This window comes from Rhizobium sp. WSM1274, from assembly GCF_025200775.1.
Lineage (GTDB): Bacteria > Pseudomonadota > Alphaproteobacteria > Rhizobiales > Rhizobiaceae > Rhizobium > Rhizobium leguminosarum_I.
The window spans coordinates 1,527,817-1,547,303 of sequence record NZ_CP104138.1; the positions used below are offsets into that span (position 1 = coordinate 1,527,817).

The window sequence follows — 19,487 nt, forward strand, 5'->3', positions numbered from 1 at the left end:
TCGCTGCGCTGCGGCATTGTTTTGGGCCGATATCTGCCGGTAGGCTTTCCGTTGGGTAAACGTGCATGAGTATTATCGAATAGAGTAAGCCTTCCTTCATCCTGCCATGGAGAAAAGATGGGGGAGATCAGGCCGAGGGCTCGCCGTTAACAGGCGTTTGGGGGAAAGAGGCTACCAGGAGCCGAAACTTAATGCATGTCGGTCGGAAGTGTGCAGCGGTTCCGGGATAGCGACATGCATGAAGAAGGCGCTAAAGCCGCTTGGCCCCGCCTTCTTAACGTTATCCTCATGCGTGTCTTGAAGAGGAGGGCCGGGACACTCTATGTAGGGGTGAGATATTTTTCTTTGATTCCCGGCGCCGGCCGGCGAGACGCTGACAAAGGACGCACATGAGAAACCCAGTCGATACCGCAATGGCCCTCGTGCCGATGGTCGTGGAACAGACCAACCGCGGTGAACGCTCCTACGACATCTATTCCCGTCTGTTGAAGGAACGCATCATCTTCCTGACGGGTGCCGTCGAAGACCATATGGCAACGCTCGTCTGCGCCCAGCTGCTCTTCCTCGAGGCCGAAAACCCGAAGAAGGAAATCGCCCTCTACATCAATTCGCCCGGTGGCGTCGTCACCGCCGGCATGGCGATCTACGATACGATGCAGTTCATCAAGCCCGCGGTTTCGACGCTCTGCATCGGCCAGGCCGCATCCATGGGCTCGCTGCTGCTGGCGGCCGGCCACCAGGACATGCGCTTTGCGACGCCGAATTCCCGCATCATGGTGCACCAGCCCTCGGGCGGCTTCCAGGGGCAGGCCTCGGACATCGAGCGGCACGCCCGCGACATCCTCAAAATGAAGCGCCGCCTGAACGAGGTCTACGTCAAGCACACCGGCCGGACCTACGAGGAAGTTGAAAAGACGCTCGATCGTGACCATTTCATGGATGCGGACGAAGCGCAGAGCTGGGGCGTGATCGACAAGGTTCTGACGTCGCGCCTCGAAATGGAAGGCGAACAGGCCTAGTAATTAATAGGGATGGTGTTTTCCTCGCCACAGTTCTATCCCATTTGTGATTGAACAAGGGCTTTCATCCGGCGACGAAGACGCTAATAGTAACTATTAATGCTATGTTGAATTTTTATGACATAGCATTCGGTATTCGAAGGGGAATTCGTTGCCGCCGGAACCCGGACATGATTGGTTGGGGCCGGTTCGTACCCCCTGAAGCCCTTCTCGGCAAAGGCTCCGGAAACGGAGTGCCGCCAGGAGCTGATAGAGTGGACCGCGATTTCGCCTTGAAATGCGGCGTGCTGGAAGGAAAATGATATGAGCAAGGTCAGCGGCAGCAACGGCGGCGACTCCAAGAACACTCTCTATTGTTCGTTCTGCGGAAAGAGCCAGCACGAAGTCCGGAAACTGATTGCCGGACCGACCGTCTTCATCTGCGATGAATGCGTCGAATTGTGCATGGACATCATCCGCGAGGAGAACAAATCCTCGATGGTCAAGTCCCGCGACGGCGTTCCGACGCCCCAGGACATCATCAAGGTCCTCGACGAATACGTCATCGGCCAGCGGCAGGCGAAGAAGATCTTGTCGGTTGCCGTTCACAACCACTACAAGCGCCTGGCGCACGCCTCCAAGAACGGCGAAGTCGAATTGGCGAAGTCGAACATCATGCTCGTCGGTCCGACCGGCTGCGGCAAGACCTATCTTGCCCAGACGCTCGCCCGTATCATCGACGTTCCCTTCACGATGGCCGATGCGACGACGCTGACCGAGGCCGGTTATGTTGGCGAGGATGTCGAAAACATCATCCTGAAGCTCCTTCAGTCGGCCGACTACAATGTCGAGCGTGCGCAGCGCGGCATCGTCTACATCGACGAAGTCGACAAGATTTCGCGCAAGTCTGACAACCCGTCGATCACCCGCGACGTCTCGGGCGAGGGCGTGCAGCAGGCGCTGCTGAAGATAATGGAAGGCACGGTTGCTTCCGTTCCGCCGCAGGGCGGCCGCAAGCACCCGCAGCAGGAATTCCTGCAGGTCGACACAACGAACATTCTGTTCATCTGTGGCGGCGCCTTCGCTGGCCTCGACAAGATCATTTCGGCTCGCGGCGAGAAGACCTCGATCGGCTTTGGCGCCACCGTCAAGTCCCAGGACGACCGTCGCGTCGGCGAGGTCCTGCGCGAACTGGAGCCGGAAGATCTGGTCAAGTTCGGCCTCATCCCGGAATTCATCGGCCGTCTGCCGGTTCTGGCGACGCTCGAGGACCTCGACGAGGACGCACTGATCCAGATCCTGTCCGAGCCGAAGAACGCGCTGATCAAGCAGTATCAGCGGCTGTTCGAGATGGAGGATGTGGAACTGAACTTCCATGAGGACGCTCTGCGTGAAATCGCCCGTAAGGCGATCGTGCGCAAGACCGGCGCCCGCGGCCTTCGCTCGATCATGGAGAAGATCCTGCTCGACACGATGTTCGAACTGCCGACGCTGGAAGGCGTGCGCGAGGTCGTCATATCAGAGGAAGTGGTGCGCGGTTCGGCCCGTCCGCTTTATATCTATGCCGATCGCCAGGAAGAAAAGGCAAACGCTTCGGCGTGAGCTTGATGGCTTTCGTGTGATTATTTTGGGGGCTTGCCATAGGCAGGCCCCTTTCTATTTGAAAAACCATGCGAGGCGCTGTTAGTATTTGCCGGTGGGAACCGAAGTTGCTTTTGCCGATGTTGCGCAAGGTTCGTGCCTGGCAATGATGCAATGATCCGTAAGTCTCTTGCTGGCGTTTGCATTTAGCCGGGTCGGAAGTGGTAAGCGCCGGTCCAGCCACACGCGTCATAGTGTTGGCGTTCCGTTGTAATAAAGCTGTCACATCCGAGGGACGCGGGCGTTGGCGTGCTTGAAAAGCGTAGTCAGAACCTCCACTTGTAGGAACAAGTGAGATTGCCGGCCGGTCCCAAGCGGCCGTGCACAGAGCCCGGCAACGGGACGATGGAAAGGACATAAAATGACGAAGAAAACGTCTGTAGCGACCAGCACTGCCTACCCTGTTCTGCCCCTGCGCGACATCGTGGTTTTCCCGCATATGATCGTGCCGCTATTCGTGGGACGGGAAAAGTCGATCCGTGCGCTCGAAGAGGTCATGGGTTCCGACAAGCAGATCATGCTGGTGACACAGATCAACGCCAGCGACGACGATCCGGATCCTTCCGCGATCCACAATGTTGGCACCGTGGCGAACGTGTTGCAGCTCTTGAAGCTGCCCGACGGCACCGTGAAGGTTCTGGTGGAGGGCCGCGCCCGCGCCGAGATCGACACCTATACCAGCCGCGAGGATTTCTATGAGGCGCTCGGCCATGTGCTCGAGGAGCCGCATGACGATCCGGTCGAGTTGGAAGCCCTGTCGCGTTCGGTCGTCTCCGAATTCGAGAGCTACGTGAAGCTCAACAAGAAGATTTCACCTGAAGTGGTCGGCGCCGCCAGCCAGATCGACGACTATTCCAAGCTCGCCGATACGGTCGCTTCGCATCTGTCGATCAAGATCACCGAGAAGCAGGAGATGCTGGAGACCACCAGCGTCAAGCAGCGCCTCGAAAAAGCCCTCGGCTTCATGGAAGGCGAGATCTCGGTCCTGCAGGTCGAAAAGCGGATCCGCTCGCGCGTCAAGCGCCAGATGGAGAAGACCCAGCGCGAATACTACCTCAATGAACAGATGAAGGCGATCCAGAAGGAACTCGGCGACGGCGAGGAAGGCCGCGACGAGATGAGCGAACTGGAAGAGCGCATCTCCAAGACCAAGCTGTCCAAGGAAGCCCGTGAAAAGGCCGATGCGGAGCTGAAGAAGCTGCGCCAGATGAGCCCGATGTCGGCGGAAGCCACCGTCGTGCGCAATTATCTGGACTGGCTGCTCGGCATTCCCTGGGGCAAGAAGTCGAAGATCAAGGCCGATCTCAACAATGCCGAGAAGATCCTCGAAGCCGATCACTTCGGTCTCGATAAGGTCAAGGAGCGCATCGTCGAATATCTGGCCGTGCAGGCCCGTGCCACCAAGATCAAAGGCCCGATCCTCTGCCTCGTCGGTCCTCCGGGTGTCGGCAAGACCTCCCTCGCCCAGTCGATTGCCAAGGCGACCGGCCGTGAGTATGTCCGCATGGCACTTGGCGGCGTTCGTGACGAAGCCGAAATCCGCGGTCACCGCCGCACCTATATCGGCTCGATGCCTGGCAAGGTCATCCAGTCGATGAAGAAGGCGAAGAAGTCCAACCCGCTCTTCCTGCTCGACGAGATCGACAAGCTCGGCCAGGACTATCGCGGCGATCCGTCCTCGGCCCTGCTCGAAGTGCTCGATCCGGCACAGAACATGACCTTCATGGACCACTATCTGGAAGTCGAATACGACCTGTCGGATGTGATGTTCATCACGACGGCGAATACGCTGAATATTCCAGCGCCCCTGATGGACCGCATGGAGATCATCCGTATCGCCGGCTACACCGAGGATGAAAAGCGCGAAATCGCCAAGCGGCATCTGCTGCCGAAGGCCATCAAGGAACATGCGTTGCAGCCGGAAGAATTCTCGGTCAGCGACGACGCCCTGATGGCGATCAGCCAGCAGTACACCCGCGAAGCCGGCGTCCGCAACTTCGAACGCGAACTGATGAAACTCGCCCGCAAGGCGGTCACCGAGATCATCAAGGGCAAGACGAAGTCCGTTCATGTGACGGCTGCCAACATCTCCGACTATCTGGGCGTCCCGCGCTTCCGCCATGGCGAAGCCGAGGGCGAGGATCAGGTCGGCGTCGTGACCGGTCTTGCCTGGACGGAAGTCGGTGGCGAACTGCTGACCATCGAAGGCGTGATGATGCCGGGCAAGGGCCGCATGACGGTCACCGGCAATCTGAAGGAAGTCATGAAGGAATCGATCTCAGCAGCGGCCTCCTATGTCCGCTCGCGCGCTGTCGATTTCGGCATCGAGCCGCCGCGCTTCGACAAGAGCGACATCCACGTGCACGTGCCGGAAGGCGCGACGCCGAAGGATGGCCCCTCGGCCGGCGTCGCCATGGCAACCGCGATCGTCTCGATCATGACCGGCATTCCGGTGGACAGGCATGTGGCCATGACTGGTGAAATCACCCTTCGTGGCCGTGTGCTGCCGATCGGTGGTCTCAAGGAAAAGCTGCTCGCAGCGCTTCGCGGCGGCATCAAGAAGGTGCTGATTCCGGAGGAAAACGCCAAGGACCTGGCGGAGATTCCTGATAACGTGAAGAACAACATGGAGATCATCCCGGTATCCCGCATGGGCGAGGTGATCAAGCATGCGCTGATCCGGCGGCCGGAGCCGATCGAATGGGATGGTACGGTGGAAACGCCGGTCATCGCAACGGTCGAAGGCCTCGATGAGACAGGCGCAACCATAGCGCATTGAGTGGCCTTTGCCACATTTATGCCCCATTGGGACAAAACACGGAAAAAGGCTGGCGGAAACGCCAGCCTTTTTTGTGAAAACGTCATGTAGACGCTTGCTTTTCCTTGATTTGCAGGGCTTTTGGGTTTTCGGCGGGCCTGATGAAACCTATTCTGCGCCTAGCTTACTTTTGAGTCGTTTCATACCATTTAGAAAGGGGTGGAAACATGAACAAGAATGAACTCGTGTCCGCAGTAGCCGAAAAGGCAGGACTGACGAAGTCTGACGCGGCTTCCGCTGTTGACGCGGTTTTCGACGTTGTCCAGGCTGAGCTCAAGAACAAGGGCGACATCCGCCTCGCGGGTTTCGGCAGCTTCACCGTTTCTCATCGTGCCGCAACGAAGGGCCGTAATCCGTCAACGGGCGCTGAAGTCGACATTCCGGCTCGCAACGTGCCGAAATTCACGCCCGGCAAGGGCCTGAAGGACGCCGTCAACGGCTGATCTGAGATTATCCACCAGTCGGAAACGAGACCGGCTGTGCAGGATTTGAGAGGGGTTCGGCTTTGCCGGACCCCTTTTGCTTGGCGGTCGGTGCGAAGCGAGCGGACAATCGCCTGACGTGATCAGGTGCAAAATGCCGCATCTGTCATGCCTGTGTCATGCCGCTCCCCCAGAAGACCTATGTTTCGAATGTTCGATACATGGGGGATTTCATGACAATTTCATCGCGCAAGGCAGCGCTTGCTGCCGTGCTTCTCGCATCCGTTGCTTTTCCGGCCGCGGCCGAACCGGTTTTCAACCGCATCGCCTCCTTTCCGGTTGCGGCGAACCTGCCGGCCGACAAGGACAAGCTGTCGGCGAGCTCCGCAGAAATCATCACCGCGACCGGCGACGGCAACACGCTGATCTATAGCGACAGCCCGCTCGGCGCGATCGGCTTCATCGACATTACCGACGCCAAGGCACCGAAGGCCGGCGGCGCGGTGATGATGGACGGCGAGCCGACATCGGTCACCTCCAGCGCCGGCAAGGCGCTCGTTGCTGTCAACACCTCCGAAAGCAAGGCGAAGCCCTCGGGCCGTCTCGCGATCGTCGACGTGGCGACCAAGAAGATCGAGAGCACCTGCGATCTCGGCGGCCAGCCGGATTCGATCGCCCTCAACAAGGACAAGACGCTCGGCGCCATCGCAATCGAAAACGAGCGCGACGAAGACGTCAATGACGGCAAGATCCCGCAAATGCCGGCCGGCGACCTCGTCGTCTTCCAGGTCAAGAACGGCACCGTCGACTGCGGCACCATCAAGCACGTGGCGCTGACCGGGCTTACTGGCGTCGCCCCTGAAGATCCGGAGCCGGAATTCGTCGCCTTCAACGGCCTGAACGAAATTGCCCTCACGCTGCAGGAGAACAATGAGATCGTCATCATCGACGCCAACACGGCTGACGTGAAGACGCATTTTTCCGCCGGCAGCGTCGATCTCTCCGGTATCGACACCAAGCGTGACGGCGCCCTGAAATTCTCGGGCGAAGCCAAGGGCGTGCTGCGCGAGCCCGACGCCGTGAAGTGGCTGGACGACAACCGCCTCGTCGTCGCCAATGAAGGCGACTACCAGGGCGGCTCGCGCGGTTTCACCATCTTCGACAAGACGGGCAAGCTTCTCTACGAATCAGGCGCATCTTTCGAACGCGCCGTTGCCCATATCGGCCACTATCCGGAAAGCCGTTCGGGATCGAAGGGCGTCGAGCCCGAAGGCCTTGAAGCCGCCAAGTTCGGCGATGAGCAGTATTTCTTTCTGCTCGCCGAGCGTGCCTCGGTCGTCGGCGTCTACAAAGATACCGGCGCTGATCCCGAACTCGTCCAGCTCCTGCCGTCCGGCATTTCGCCGGAAGGTGCGATCGCCATTCCCGCGCGTAATCTTCTTGCGACCGCCAACGAACTCGACCTCGGCAAGGACGGCGGCGCGCGTTCGCATGTGATGATCTACGAGCGCTCGGAAGGCGAGAAGGCCTATCCGCAGATCGTCTCTGCCGAAAAGGACGGCAATCCGATCGGCTTCGCAGCCCTTTCGGGTCTCGCCGCCGTTCCGGGCAAGCCGGGCATGCTCTACGCGGTAAGCGACAGCGTTCTGGGCTCGCAGCCGACGATCTACACGATCGACGCCAGCGAGAAGCCGGCCGTCATCACCGACGCCCTCGTCGTCAAGCGTGACGGTGCCCCAGCCCAGAAGCTCGACATCGAAGGCATCGCGGCTGCCGCCGATGGCTCCTTCTGGCTCGCCTCGGAAGGCTACAGCGAGCGTCTCGTTCCGCACGCGTTCTATAACGTCAATGCCAAGGGTGACATCAAGGCCGAGATCGCCCTGCCGAAGGAGCTCGTCGCCAACGAAATCCGCTACGGCTTCGAAGGCGTGACCATTATCGGCACCGGCGACGACACCACGCTCTGGATGGCGGTCCAGCGCGAGTGGAGCGACGATGAGAAGGGCTTCGTCAAGCTCATCTCCTACAATCCGAAGAAGAAGGAATGGGGTGCCGTTCGCTATCCGCTCGACAAGACGGAAAGCGGCTGGGTCGGCCTGTCGGAAATCTCGGCTCAAGGCGACAGCGTCTACATCATCGAGCGCGACAACCTCGTCGGCGATGCCGCCAGGCTGAAGAAGCTCTACAAGATCGCGATATCGGACCTGAAGCCCGCCAAGCTCGGCGGTGAGTTGCCGGTCGTCAAGAAGACCGAAGCGCACGACTTCCTCGGCGAGCTGAAGTCTGCCACCAACGGCTATGTGCTGGACAAGCTTGAAGGCTTCACTTTCGACGCGTCGGGCAAGCCCTACGCGGTCACCGACAATGACGGCGTCAGCGACTCCTCCGGCGAGACCCTGTTCTTCCCGGTCGATCTGACCGCGACAAACTGAAAGCCGCCCCTCACCCTAGCCCTCTCCCCGTAAAAACGGGGAGAGGGGACGTGCCATGCGAAAGCTCGGCGTGGGACGGAGAGGTCGCGGCTCAGTCCCTTCGCCCCGCGAGCGGGGGTCCGAAGGACGGGTCGAGACCTGTGGCTCGACCCCGGTCAGTGGCGGCAGCCGGATGAGGGGCCATCTGGCCTCCCCAGCAAAGAACCAGCGTTCCATCCCTACCAGCGCTGATGCACATGCGGCGCGATCAGCCGCTCGTAGATCTCGCGCGTTGCTGCCATGACATCGGCCGACAGCGGCGCAAGGTCAGCGGCCGCCGCGTTGGCCCTGGCTTGCTCGCCATTGCGGGCACCGGGGATGACGACGGTGACCGCATCACTCATCAGGATCCAGCGGAGCGCGAAGGCGGCCATGGTCGCGCCCGCGGGTACCAGCTTGCGCACCTCTTCCACCGCCTGCAGGCCGACCTCGAACGGCACGCCGGCAAAGGTCTCGCCGACATCGAAGGCTTCGCCATTGCGGTTGAAATTGCGGTGGTCGTCGCTGGCAAAGTGCGTGTCCCGGGTGATCTTGCCGGAGAGAAGACCGCTTGCGAGCGGGACGCGGGCGATGATTGCCACATTCCTGCGGCGCGCTTCCTGGAAGAACAAATGGTCGGGGCGCTGGCGGAAGATGTTGTAGATGATCTGGATGCTGACGACGCCGGGATATTCGATCGCCTTCAGCCCGTCTTCGACCTTTTCGACGCTGACGCCGTAACCCTTGATCTTGCCGGCCTTCTGCAGTGCGTTCAGGCCCTCGAAGACCTCTGGTTGGTAAAGCACCTCGCGCGGCGGGCAGTGGAGCTGCACGAGGTCGAGGCTGTCGACGGCAAGATTCGTCAGGCTGCGGTCGATGAAGCCTTCGAGATTAGCCTTGGTGTAGCCTTCCGAGACATGCGGGTTGAGGCGACGGCCCGCCTTGGTGGCAACCATCGGCCGTTCGCCGCCGCGCGTCTTCAACACGTCGGCAATGATTTTTTCCGAGCGGCCGTCGCCATAGACATCCGCCGTGTCGATGAATGTCATGCCGGCATCGAGCGCGGCATTCAGCGCCGCGCGTCCGTCGGCCTCGCTGATGTCGCCCCAGGAGCCGCCGATCTGCCAGGCGCCGAAGCCGACGTTGGTGACGGTGAAGGACATGCGGCCAAAAGCATGGTGTTTCATGAAAAAATCCTCCCTACTGCATGTCGCCGGAAGTGCGGGGACAACGACATGCATAAAACAAAGAGCCAAAGCGCGTCGCATGATTCAAGCAGGATGCAACGCGCTGATGAAAGACACTGGCACTATCAGCCGGGCGACTCCGCGGCAATTGCCGATCAGGCTTTGATTGGTCGCCCCGATGAAATATCGTTCTGCTACAAGGCTTCAACCGCATGGATGGAAAAGGACAGATCATGGAGATCAAACCCGCCGGCTCTCGCCCCTCGACGAAGCCACCGGCCGACTATTTCACCGGCGCCGTTCGTCAGGATCCGCTGATGGAGACGCCGGCGCCTGCACGGGCGAGGGCGGTCTCCGTCACCTTCGAACCCAGCGCCCGCACGGCCTGGCATACACATCCGCTCGGCCAGACGCTGATCGTGACATCAGGCAAGGGCCTCGCCCAGAGCTGGGGTGGGGAGATCCGCGAGATCCGCGCCGGCGATACCGTCTGGTTCGCGCCGGGCGAAAAACATTGGCATGGTGCTGCCCCGGACACGGCGATGACGCACATCGCCATTCATGAGGCGCTGGACGGCAATCACGTCGACTGGATGGAAAAGGTCAGCGACGAGCAATATTCCGGCAAGGCCTGATTAGAGCCGCTTCAGGCAATAGGAAAAATGCGCGTGCGATTCGACCGTCAGGAACTCGAATTGCCAGCCGTAATCCTTGCAGAATTTGGTGACCGCCTCGACGACGCCATAGACGATCGGCTTAACCGTATTGCCGGTGCAGAAATCATGCCCGGCAATACGCCCCGTGCGCTTCACCTTCTTTTCGCAGAGCAGCAATTCCTGCCAGGTCAGCTCGAAGGAATGATCGGTATCGATATAGGCCCAGTCGAGGAAATCGTCCGCGAATTCGGCAAGCTTCTCAAGCGATGTGCCCTGCATCAGATGCAGCCGGCCGGCCTCGATCTCGGCCGCGAAATTCGTGTGGATAGCGTCGAGCCCGGAGCTGTAGCGATCCATCGACCAGGGATCGATGAGATAGAGCTCTGCCGGGCGATTCTTTTCCAGGATCTCCGCCGTATATTCGCCGAAGGCTGCTCCTACCTCGACGCCGATACCGCCGTTCGGAATCCGATAGAGCAGTTCGCCGCGATCCGGCAGCAGCCGGGCGTTTTCCATGTGGTAGGCGCTGAGCGGGGTGCGCGGCATGCTCGCCCGGAGCGCCTGCCTTTCTTCACGTGTCTTCATCTTGATCCCGGGATTGCGGGCGACTGACGGCCCTGATGCGGTTTGACGGGAAGGTAGGAGCAGCCGGCACCGATGACAACCGCATGACAGGAATTTGCTTCTTTCGAACAAACCGCTAAGTTCCATCTGTGAACTGACGAAAAAGCCTCGGGAGGAGCGATTTCATGAGACGCATGTGGCCTGAAGAATTCAACGCCATCATCAGCGGAGCTGAGGAGGTGATGTTGGAAACACCAGCCGAGGCCGGCGAAGCGCCGCTGCAGCGCAAGGCGCTGAAGGCGCGAATCACCATGCAGGATTACGAGCGGATCTGGCCGCTCGCCGAGATGCGCTTCCGGCTTGGCGAAAGAGATGGCAAGGCCATCACGCTGATTACCACCAACCCCCACTATCATCCCTGGCACCCGAAGGACGGCGGCAGCGTCGATTCCGTGTCGGAAAGTGGCCGCCATTACAAGACGGATTATCTCGTCGTGCACTTCCTGCTCGACGACGTGAAGGAAACGTCTCCCGCCTGAGGTGCTGAGGCCCGGTGCGGCCGGAAGCCGCACCGGCGTCCTGTGGAAGCCAAGTTGATCCCGACGCTGATGACAACAGCGGCGATATCGCCAAGCTTGGCGAAACATATCCTTACGAAATTGGAGGTTCCCGTGACGGGCAATGCGCTGGATATCCCGGTCAAAACTGCGGATGGTCGCGAGACCACGCTCAACGAATACAAGGGCAGGGTGCTCTTGGTGGTCAATGTCGCCTCGAAATGCGGTCTCACGCCACAATATGAGGGGCTGGAAAAGCTCTATGGGGAAAAGCGCGAGCGCGGCTTCGTCATCGCCGCCTTTCCCGCTAACGACTTCAAGGGTCAGGAGCCCGGCACCGACGCCGAGATCCTCGATTTCTGCACCAGCACCTACGACGTCACCTTCCCGATCTTCTCGAAGATCTCGGTCAAGGGCGAAGCCCAGCATCCGCTTTACCGGCAACTGACCAAGTCGGGTGTCGCGACGACGGGCGACGGCCCGATGCGAGAACGCCTGAAATCCCATGGGCTGACAGGCGGAGATGAGGACGACATCCTCTGGAACTTCGAAAAATTCCTGATCGGCCGCGACGGCAAAGTCGCCGCCCGCTTCGCGCCTGACGTGACGGCGGATGATTCGCGGCTGGTTTCGGCGGTGGAGAAAGAACTGGCGAAGAGATGAAATGGTGGGCGATGAGTGCCTGTGGACGGCGAGGCATGCCCATCACCCCAAAAACATGGTCACATCTGCGTCAGAGAAAATGAGAAGGCGCATCGCGCGCCGCTCATAAATGAAACCCGGTTTTGGAAAAACGAAAATGTATATTCATCGCCACTTTGACCGCTGTCTCTGAAAGACGCGGGGAATCGGCTGATTGTGCTTAAGACGCCGCGCTGGCTGGCTTTGCTGATTTCCAGGCTGCAGGCTGAATTGTCGGCATCGACCGAAAAATTAATCGGCAGATCCGACGGCATTCTCAGGAGATAGGTCCTGGCTTCACGGGCCGGGGTTTCTCCCGAGGTCTTGATCGTCTGGTCCCCGGCAGACAGGAAAACCTCTTGGGCCGGCTCTTTGGCAATGCACGGGGGCGCAGCCACGCCGGCGAGAAGCAGCGCAGAGATTTTGATAGCGATTTTCATGAAGTGTCTCCTGACGAAACACCTTGCGCAGATCGTGACCGGATTAGCGAACTAATTCGGAATCCCACTCTGATGGACAAGCAGCGGGAACTTTAGAAATGGTGGGCGATGACGGACTCGAACCGCCGACATCCTCGGTGTAAACGAGGCGCTCTACCAACTGAGCTAATCGCCCATCGCAAACGAAGCCGGATCGGCCTGCCGCGTTGGTGGCCGTGATCTATGCGGATCGAGGCAAAACCGCAAGAGTGTTTGTGAAGATTTTTTGATTTTTTTGGTGGTGGTCCCGTGTCTTGCAATGACCCTTAGGCTGGGCTCGGCTGTTGAAAAGTGAGGGGAGGGGCGGCGAGCATTCCCGTTTCGAAGGCGTTGCGTCTGCGGCTGAGCATCGCTGCGGAAGACGGAAGTGCCGGCTTTTGTTCGTCTGGCGCCCAACCCGCCGAAACAATTCACCGACTGTCATTGTTTTGTCTCCAAACCTGCTTGACACTAAAAGGCGAACCCCGTAGTTAGCCGCTCATCGAAACGGGCAGCCGTTTTGGAGAGGGTGCCAAGGCATCCGGACTGCTTGAAATGAATTGCGGGTGTAGCTCAGTTGGTTAGAGTGCCGGCCTGTCACGCCGGAGGTCGCGGGTTCGAGCCCCGTCACTCGCGCCATTTCAAGTCTTGTAAAACGCAAATGCGATTTGTCGTTTGTCCGGATTTCCTAATCCTCGCGGCCGTAAAATGGCCGATCAATGCGCGGGTGTAGCTCAGTCGGTTAGAGTGCCGGCCTGTCACGCCGGAGGTCGCGGGTTCGAGCCCCGTCACTCGCGCCATTTCTTCCGAAAGCCATGCAGTTTCCAGTGGTCAGCCATGCGCGCTGAAGCGGCTTGCACGGATTTGTCGCGACATCGTTGCACCTGCTTGATAATGTCCGCGCGACACGCGTCGAATTGCCTCCGTAAAAGTCTTGCGCCGAGGCCTCGGCTGCGCTAACCACGGCTTGTTGCAACGCACATTCGCTTGCCGGGCATTTGCCCAAATGCGCCGCCTGGCGTCACCGGCAAGCAGGGATGAACATGATGACTGAACTGCTCAGTTCTTATATTCCGATCGCTATCTTCATTGCTATTGCGCTCGTTATCGGCCTGGCGCTGCTCATTGCGCCGTTCGCCGTGGCGTTCAAAGCGCCCGATTCGGAAAAGCTCTCGGCTTACGAGTGCGGCTTCAACGCTTTCGACGACGCCCGCATGAAGTTCGACATCCGTTTCTACCTCGTGTCGATCCTCTTCATCATCTTCGACCTCGAAGTCGCCTTCCTCTTTCCCTGGGCCGTGTCTTTCGGCGCCATCGGCTGGTTCGGCTTCTGGTCCATGATGGTCTTCCTTCTCGTGCTGACCATCGGCTTTATCTATGAATGGAAGAAGGGAGCCCTGGAATGGGAGTAGCCCCTGTGAGCAATCAGCCGCTTGTGGCACAGCAGCCGAAGGGGATCATTGATCCCTCGACCGGCAAGCCGATCGGCAGCAACGACCCGTTTTTTGGCGAGATCAACAACGAGCTTGCTGACAAGGGGTTTCTCGTCACCTCGACCGACGAACTGATCAACTGGGCCCGCACCGGCTCGCTGATGTGGATGACCTTCGGCCTTGCCTGTTGCGCCGTCGAGATGATGCAGCTGTCGATGCCGCGTTATGACGTCGAGCGCTTCGGTTTTGCGCCGCGCGCCTCGCCGCGCCAGTCCGACGTGATGATCGTCGCCGGCACGCTGACCAACAAGATGGCGCCGGCGCTGCGCAAGGTCTACGACCAGATGCCTGAGCCGCGCTATGTCATCTCGATGGGCTCCTGCGCCAATGGCGGCGGCTATTATCACTATTCCTATTCGGTGGTGCGCGGCTGCGACCGCATCGTGCCGATCGACATCTACGTGCCGGGCTGTCCCCCCACGGCAGAGGCGCTGCTTTATGGCGTGCTTCTGCTGCAGAAGAAGATCCGGCGTACCGGCACGATCGAACGCTAAGGGTTAAGGACAAGGCATATGAGTGAAGCCCTGACTGAGCTTGCGTCCTACCTTGGCGAAGCGCGCGTTAATCTGATTGCCGCATCGCAGATGAAGTATGGCGAACTGACGGTGACGACGACGGGTGAGAACCTGATCGCGCTGCTGACCTTCCTGCGCGACGACGCCAAATGCGGTTTCGTCAACCTGATCGATATTTGCGGGGTCGACTGGCCGCAGCGCGAGCTGCGTTTCGACGTCGTCTATCACCTGCTGTCGCCGAAGAAGAACCTGCGCATCCGCGTCAAGGTCGCGACCGACGAGGATACGCCGGTTCCGTCGGCCTGCCCGGTCTATCCGGGCGCCGACTGGTTCGAACGCGAGACCTGGGACATGTATGGCGTGCTCTTCACCGGCCATCCGGACCTGCGCCGCATCCTGACCGACTACGGATTCGAAGGCCACCCGCTGCGCAAGGACTTCCCGACGACCGGTTTCGTCGAGGTTCGCTATGACGATGCGGCAAAGCGCGTCGTTTACGAGCCGGTCGAACTGAAACAGGAATTCCGCAATTTCGACTTCATGTCTCCCTGGGAAGGAACGGAATATGTGCTGCCGGGCGATGAGAAGGCGAAGCCGTAGCGGCGAATAGTGAGTAGCGAATAGCGAATAGTTGGAAGGGGCGGGCAGACGATAAACTCCTACAAGGATCTTAAGGTCTGGCAGATTGCGATCGATCTCGCGGTGGATTGTTATCAACTGACCAGAAAATTTCCCAGGGAGGAGGTTTACGGTCTGACAGCTCAGATACGCAGGGCGGCGAGTTCGATCGCAGCCAATATTGCTGAAGGACACGGACGTGAGGTCACGGGAAGTTTCATTCAGTTTCTGCGTATCTCTCAGGGTTCGTTGAAGGAATTGGAAACGCATATGCTCATTTCTCATCGCATCGGCCTGATCGACGAGAGTGAGTTTAGGTAGATGACCGGAAAGTGCGACGAGATCGGACGAATGATTCGGGGCGCTGATACGGAGTCTCCAGGAGAAGTAATGAGACCGAACGAAACTATTCGCTATTCGCCATTCGCTATTCGCTTGATTGGCAACGCGTTTGGCATGGAGCACGCAGCATGACCGAACATAACGTCCGCAACTTCAACATCAACTTCGGACCGCAGCATCCGGCGGCGCACGGCGTTCTTCGTCTTGTCCTGGAGCTTGACGGCGAAATTGTGGAGCGTGTCGATCCGCATATCGGCCTTTTGCATCGCGGCACCGAGAAGCTGATCGAGACCAAGACTTATCTTCAGGCCGTGCCCTATTTCGATCGGCTCGATTACGTCGCGCCGATGAACCAGGAACATGCCTATGCGATGGCTGTCGAAAAGCTGCTCGGCATCCAGATCCCGATTCGCGGCCAGCTGATCCGCGTTCTCTATTCGGAAATCGGCCGCATCCTCTCGCACCTTCTGAACGTCACGACGCAGGCCATGGACGTTGGCGCGCTGACGCCGCCGCTCTGGGGCTTCGAAGAGCGTGAAAAGCTGATGGTGTTCTACGAGCGCGCCAGCGGCTCACGCATGCACGCCGCCTATTTCCGTCCAGGCGGCGTCCACCAGGATCTGCCCGAACAGCTTGTGCAGGATATCGGTAACTGGTGCGACCCGTTCCTGAAGGCGCTCGACGACATCGACAACCTATTGACCGGCAACCGCATCTTCAAGCAGCGCAACGTCGATATCGGCGTCGTCTCGCTGCAGGAATGCTGGGCCTGGGGCTTCTCCGGCGTCATGGTGCGTGGTTCGGGTGCGGCCTGGGATCTGCGTCGCGCCCAGCCCTATGAATGTTATTCCGATCTCGAATTCGACATCCCGATCGGCAAGAATGGCGACAACTACGACCGATATCTGATCCGCATGATCGAGATGCGCGAATCGGTCCGCATCATGAAGCAATGCGTCAACCGCCTGCTCTCGGATGCGAAGACCGGTCCCTTCTCGTCGATCGACGGCAAGGTCGTACCGCCGAAGCGCGGCGAGATGAAGCGCTCGATGGAAGCGCTAATCCACCACTTCAAACTCTATACCGAAGGCTACCATGTGCCGGCCGGCGAGGTTTATGCCGCCGTCGAGGCGCCGAAAGGTGAGTTCGGCGTCTATCTCGTCTCCGACGGCACCAACAAGCCCTATCGCTGCAAGATCCGCGCGCCGGGTTACGCCCATCTGCAGGCGATGGACTTCATGTGCCGCGGTCACCAGCTTGCCGACGTCGCGGCCGTGCTCGGCTCGCTCGACATCGTCTTCGGCGAGGTGGACCGCTGATGCAGCTTCTGCTGGCCATCGCAATTCTTCTTTCGGCATCCGGGGTTTCGGCTCAGGACTCCGATAGTCTCGGCACGCCGCTGGGCCGTAAGGAAGAGACGCTGCCGGCGCAGCAATCGTCCATGGGCGAGCTTTTGTCCAAGGGCTATCAGATCAAGGCTGCCATTCCGAACGGCAGCAAATTCGTAGTGTTTTTGCAAAAAGACCAGTCGGCCTATGCCTGCGAAATGCAGTCTTTGACCGCTTCGCGGTGTGGAACCCTAAACTGACAAGGCGTGAGGAAGAATGTCCGTTCGTCGATTAGCCGAAGATCAATTCCAGCCTGCCGCATTCGCATTCAGCGATGAGAATGCGGTCTGGGCGGACAAGACGATCCAGAAATACCCCGCCGGCCGCCAGCAATCGGCGGTCATTCCGCTGTTGATGCGGGCGCAGGAGCAGGACGGCTGGGTCACGCGCGCGGCGATCGAAAAGATCGCCGACATGCTCGACATGGCCTATATAAGAGTGCTCGAGGTCGCGACCTTCTATACGCAGTTCCAGCTGCATCCGGTCGGCACGCGCGCCCATGTCCAGGTGTGCGGCACGACGCCCTGCATGCTGCGCGGCTCCGAAGCGCTGATGTCGGTCTGCAAGAGCAAGATCCATGCCCATGCCTTCGAGCGCAATGCCGAAGGCACGCTGTCCTGGGAAGAGGTCGAATGTCTCGGGGCCTGCGTCAACGCGCCGATGGTGATGATCGGCAAGGACACCTATGAAGACCTGACGCCCGAGCGTCTCGAAGAGATCATCGACATCTTTGCCGCCGGCAATGGCGCCAGCATCAAGCCCGGCACCCAGATCGATCGGGTGTTTTCGGCGCCCGAAGGCGGCCTGACCTCGCTGACGACCGAAGAGCCGAAGGCAAGGACGCGCGCCAAGAAGGCCGACGTCGAAACCGTGTCGGCTCCGGTCGACCGCGCTCCCGTTCCGCCCTCCGAGGCCGGCCGCGCGAAAAGCACCGATGCCGAAACCAATGCCGCCCTGAAGACGCCGGCAACGGCGCCGAACGCGGCTGCGAAAAACTCAAAGGCAGCCGAGCAGCAGCCGATATCGGGCACTGGGGCTGCCGAACCGGCGCCGAAAGCTGCCGTCAAAGCGGAAGCTGCCCCCGCGGCAAAGCCCGCTCTGACCGACAAGAATCGGCCGGCCGGCATCGAAAAGCCCGCCGCACCGGATGATTTGAAGATGATCTCGGGTGTCGGCCCGAAGATCGAGGCGACGTTGAACGAAATCGGCATCTTCACCTTCGCGCAGGTCGCAGGCTGGAAGAAGGCCGAACGCGAATGGGTCGACGGCTATCTGAATTTCCGCGGCCGCATCGAGCGCGACGACTGGGTCAAGCAGGCCAAGGCGCTCGCCAAGGGCGGGGAAGCGGAATATATCAAGGTCTTCGGCAAGAAGCCGCGGTAAGAGGTGAAGCATGTTACAAGATAAAGACCGCATCTTTACCAACATCTACGGCCTCAAGGACAAATCCCTGAAGGGCGCGATGAGCCGCGGCCATTGGGACGGCACCAAGCAGATCCTCGAAAAGGGTCGCGACTGGATCATCAACGAGATGAAGGCGTCAGGCCTTCGCGGTCGTGGCGGCGCCGGTTTCCCCACAGGCCTCAAATGGTCCTTCATGCCGAAAGAAAGCGACGGCCGCCCGCACTACCTCGTGGTCAACGCCGACGAGTCCGAGCCCGGCACCTGCAAAGACCGCGACATCATGCGCCACGATCCGCATACGCTGATCGAAGGCTGCGTCGTTGCGAGCTTCGCGATGGGCGCCAATGCGGCCTATATCTATGTGCGTGGCGAATATATCCGCGAGCGTGAAGCGCTGCAGGCGGCGATCGACGAATGCTATGATTATGGCCTGCTCGGCAAGAACAACAAGCTCGGCTGGGACATGGATATCTTCGTCCATCACGGCGCCGGCGCCTATATCTGCGGCGAAGAAACCGCGCTGCTCGAAAGCCTCGAAGGCAAGAAGGGCCAGCCGCGCCTGAAGCCGCCGTTCCCGGCCAATATGGGCCTCTACGGCTGCCCGACGACGGTCAACAATGTCGAATCGATCGCTGTCGCGCCGACGATCCTGCGCCGCGGCGCCGGCTGGTTCTCGGCCATCGGCCGTCCGAACAATGTCGGCACCAAGCTGTTCATGCTCTCCGGCCACGTCAACAAGCCGTGCACGGTCGAAGAGGAAATGGGCATCACCTTCCGCGAACTGGTCGACCGCCATGCCGGCGGCATCCGCGGCGGCTGGGACAACCTGCTCGCCGTCATTCCGGGCGGCGCATCCTGCCCGATCGTTCCGGCCAAGGACATCATCGACTGCCCGATGGATTTCGACGGCCTGCGCGGCGTCGGCTCTTCCTTCGGTACGGCCGCCGCGATCGTCATGGATAAGTCCACCGACGTCCTCAAGGCGATCGCCCGTATCTCCGCCTTCTTCAAGCATGAGAGCTGCGGCCAGTGCACGCCCTGCCGCGAAGGCACCGGCTGGATGTGGCGCGTGATGGAGCGCATGGCCAAGGGCAATGCCCAGAAGCGCGAAATCGACATGCTGTTCCAGGTGACGAAGCAGATTGAAGGCCACACTATCTGTGCGCTGGGCGATGCCGCCGCATGGCCGGTGCAGGGTCTGATCCGTAACTTCCGTCCCGAGATCGAAAAGCGTATCGACCAGTATACGGCAAGCGCGCTTGATCACGGTGCGGTTCTGGAGGCGGCTGAATAAT

The 19,487-nt window shown here is 59.9% G+C and carries 18 protein-coding genes, 3 tRNA genes and 1 pseudogene; 18 read left to right on the forward strand and 4 right to left on the reverse strand.

Annotation, left to right across the window (positions count from 1 at the left end; translation table 11 throughout):
* Positions 1 to 389 precede the first annotated feature (389 nt).
* From clpP to N2600_RS07775, 5 genes are all read left to right on the forward strand, one after another.
* Entirely contained in the window at positions 390 to 1,019 is a 630-nt protein-coding gene (clpP, locus tag N2600_RS07755) for an ATP-dependent Clp endopeptidase proteolytic subunit ClpP (protein ID WP_017963838.1), read from the forward strand.
* 303 nt (positions 1,020 to 1,322) lie between these two features.
* Complete coding sequence (gene clpX / locus N2600_RS07760; RefSeq protein WP_017963839.1) at positions 1,323 to 2,600, forward strand: ATP-dependent Clp protease ATP-binding subunit ClpX; 1,278 nt, start codon at positions 1,323 to 1,325, stop codon at positions 2,598 to 2,600.
* 400 nt (positions 2,601 to 3,000) lie between these two features.
* Positions 3,001 to 5,418, forward strand: a complete 2,418-nt coding sequence (gene lon, locus N2600_RS07765) for an endopeptidase La (RefSeq protein ID WP_170256797.1) — start codon at positions 3,001 to 3,003, stop codon at positions 5,416 to 5,418.
* A gap of 206 nt (positions 5,419 to 5,624) precedes the next feature.
* Complete coding sequence (hupB, locus tag N2600_RS07770; protein WP_003558438.1) at positions 5,625 to 5,900, forward strand: DNA-binding protein HupB; 276 nt, start codon at positions 5,625 to 5,627, stop codon at positions 5,898 to 5,900.
* Between the two features lie 212 nt (positions 5,901 to 6,112).
* Positions 6,113 to 8,311: an esterase-like activity of phytase family protein gene (locus N2600_RS07775; RefSeq protein WP_260298559.1), complete on the forward strand. Its 2,199-nt coding sequence runs from the start codon at positions 6,113 to 6,115 to the stop codon at positions 8,309 to 8,311.
* A 218-nt stretch (positions 8,312 to 8,529) separates the two neighbouring features.
* Here N2600_RS07775 and N2600_RS07780 read toward each other — a convergent pair whose 3' ends face one another.
* The gene (locus N2600_RS07780) at positions 8,530 to 9,516 is read right to left on the reverse strand and encodes an aldo/keto reductase (protein ID WP_260298560.1); all 987 of its coding nucleotides are present in this window, start codon (positions 9,514 to 9,516) and stop codon (positions 8,530 to 8,532) included.
* A 233-nt stretch (positions 9,517 to 9,749) separates the two neighbouring features.
* On the opposite strand from N2600_RS07780, the gene N2600_RS07785 reads away from it, so the two are divergent.
* The gene (locus N2600_RS07785; RefSeq protein ID WP_017963843.1) at positions 9,750 to 10,151 is read left to right on the forward strand and encodes a (R)-mandelonitrile lyase; all 402 of its coding nucleotides are present in this window, start codon (positions 9,750 to 9,752) and stop codon (positions 10,149 to 10,151) included.
* Here the strand turns inward: N2600_RS07785 and N2600_RS07790 are convergent, their stop codons facing one another.
* Entirely contained in the window at positions 10,152 to 10,757 is a 606-nt protein-coding gene (locus N2600_RS07790) for a class I SAM-dependent methyltransferase (RefSeq protein WP_017963844.1), read from the reverse strand.
* Between the two features lie 164 nt (positions 10,758 to 10,921).
* Between N2600_RS07790 and N2600_RS07795 the strand changes: the two genes are divergently transcribed.
* Positions 10,922 to 11,275 (forward strand): hypothetical protein, encoded by a 354-nt coding sequence (locus tag N2600_RS07795; protein ID WP_260110617.1) that lies wholly within the window; start codon positions 10,922 to 10,924, stop codon positions 11,273 to 11,275.
* A 132-nt stretch (positions 11,276 to 11,407) separates the two neighbouring features.
* The gene (locus N2600_RS07800) at positions 11,408 to 11,956 is read left to right on the forward strand and encodes a glutathione peroxidase (protein WP_260110618.1); all 549 of its coding nucleotides are present in this window, start codon (positions 11,408 to 11,410) and stop codon (positions 11,954 to 11,956) included.
* 59 nt (positions 11,957 to 12,015) lie between these two features.
* Here N2600_RS07800 and N2600_RS07805 read toward each other — a convergent pair whose 3' ends face one another.
* Positions 12,016 to 12,414 (reverse strand): hypothetical protein, encoded by a 399-nt coding sequence (locus N2600_RS07805; RefSeq protein ID WP_260298561.1) that lies wholly within the window; start codon positions 12,412 to 12,414, stop codon positions 12,016 to 12,018.
* 99 nt (positions 12,415 to 12,513) lie between these two features.
* Positions 12,514 to 12,589: transfer RNA gene (locus tag N2600_RS07810), tRNA-Val, on the reverse strand.
* Between the two features lie 405 nt (positions 12,590 to 12,994).
* On the opposite strand from N2600_RS07810, the gene N2600_RS07815 reads away from it, so the two are divergent.
* From N2600_RS07815 to nuoF, 10 genes and pseudogenes are all read left to right on the forward strand, one after another.
* Positions 12,995 to 13,071: transfer RNA gene (locus N2600_RS07815), tRNA-Asp, on the forward strand.
* An 84-nt stretch (positions 13,072 to 13,155) separates the two neighbouring features.
* Positions 13,156 to 13,232: transfer RNA gene (locus tag N2600_RS07820), tRNA-Asp, on the forward strand.
* A gap of 246 nt (positions 13,233 to 13,478) precedes the next feature.
* Positions 13,479 to 13,844: an NADH-quinone oxidoreductase subunit A gene (locus N2600_RS07825; protein WP_010055493.1), complete on the forward strand. Its 366-nt coding sequence runs from the start codon at positions 13,479 to 13,481 to the stop codon at positions 13,842 to 13,844.
* A complete protein-coding gene (locus tag N2600_RS07830) occupies positions 13,835 to 14,419 on the forward strand; it encodes a NuoB/complex I 20 kDa subunit family protein (RefSeq protein ID WP_003547368.1) in 585 nt (194 codons plus the stop codon). The genes N2600_RS07825 and N2600_RS07830 overlap by 10 nt, the downstream gene beginning before the upstream one ends.
* Positions 14,420 to 14,437: 18 nt before the next feature.
* Positions 14,438 to 15,040 carry an NADH-quinone oxidoreductase subunit C gene (locus N2600_RS07835; protein ID WP_260298562.1) on the forward strand — a complete coding sequence of 201 codons (603 nt, stop codon included), beginning with the start codon at positions 14,438 to 14,440 and terminating at the stop codon, positions 15,038 to 15,040.
* Between the two features lie 84 nt (positions 15,041 to 15,124).
* Positions 15,125 to 15,449: pseudogene (locus N2600_RS07840) on the forward strand (four helix bundle protein).
* Between the two features lie 79 nt (positions 15,450 to 15,528).
* The gene (locus N2600_RS07845; protein WP_260298563.1) at positions 15,529 to 16,719 is read left to right on the forward strand and encodes an NADH-quinone oxidoreductase subunit D; all 1,191 of its coding nucleotides are present in this window, start codon (positions 15,529 to 15,531) and stop codon (positions 16,717 to 16,719) included.
* Entirely contained in the window at positions 16,719 to 16,988 is a 270-nt protein-coding gene (locus N2600_RS07850) for a hypothetical protein (protein WP_260298564.1), read from the forward strand. Before N2600_RS07845 ends, N2600_RS07850 begins: the two co-directional genes overlap by 1 nt.
* A gap of 16 nt (positions 16,989 to 17,004) precedes the next feature.
* Positions 17,005 to 18,171 carry an NADH-quinone oxidoreductase subunit E gene (locus N2600_RS07855; RefSeq protein WP_260298565.1) on the forward strand — a complete coding sequence of 389 codons (1,167 nt, stop codon included), beginning with the start codon at positions 17,005 to 17,007 and terminating at the stop codon, positions 18,169 to 18,171.
* A gap of 10 nt (positions 18,172 to 18,181) precedes the next feature.
* A complete protein-coding gene (gene nuoF, locus N2600_RS07860; RefSeq protein WP_260298566.1) occupies positions 18,182 to 19,486 on the forward strand; it encodes an NADH-quinone oxidoreductase subunit NuoF in 1,305 nt (434 codons plus the stop codon).
* Position 19,487 lies beyond the last annotated feature (1 nt).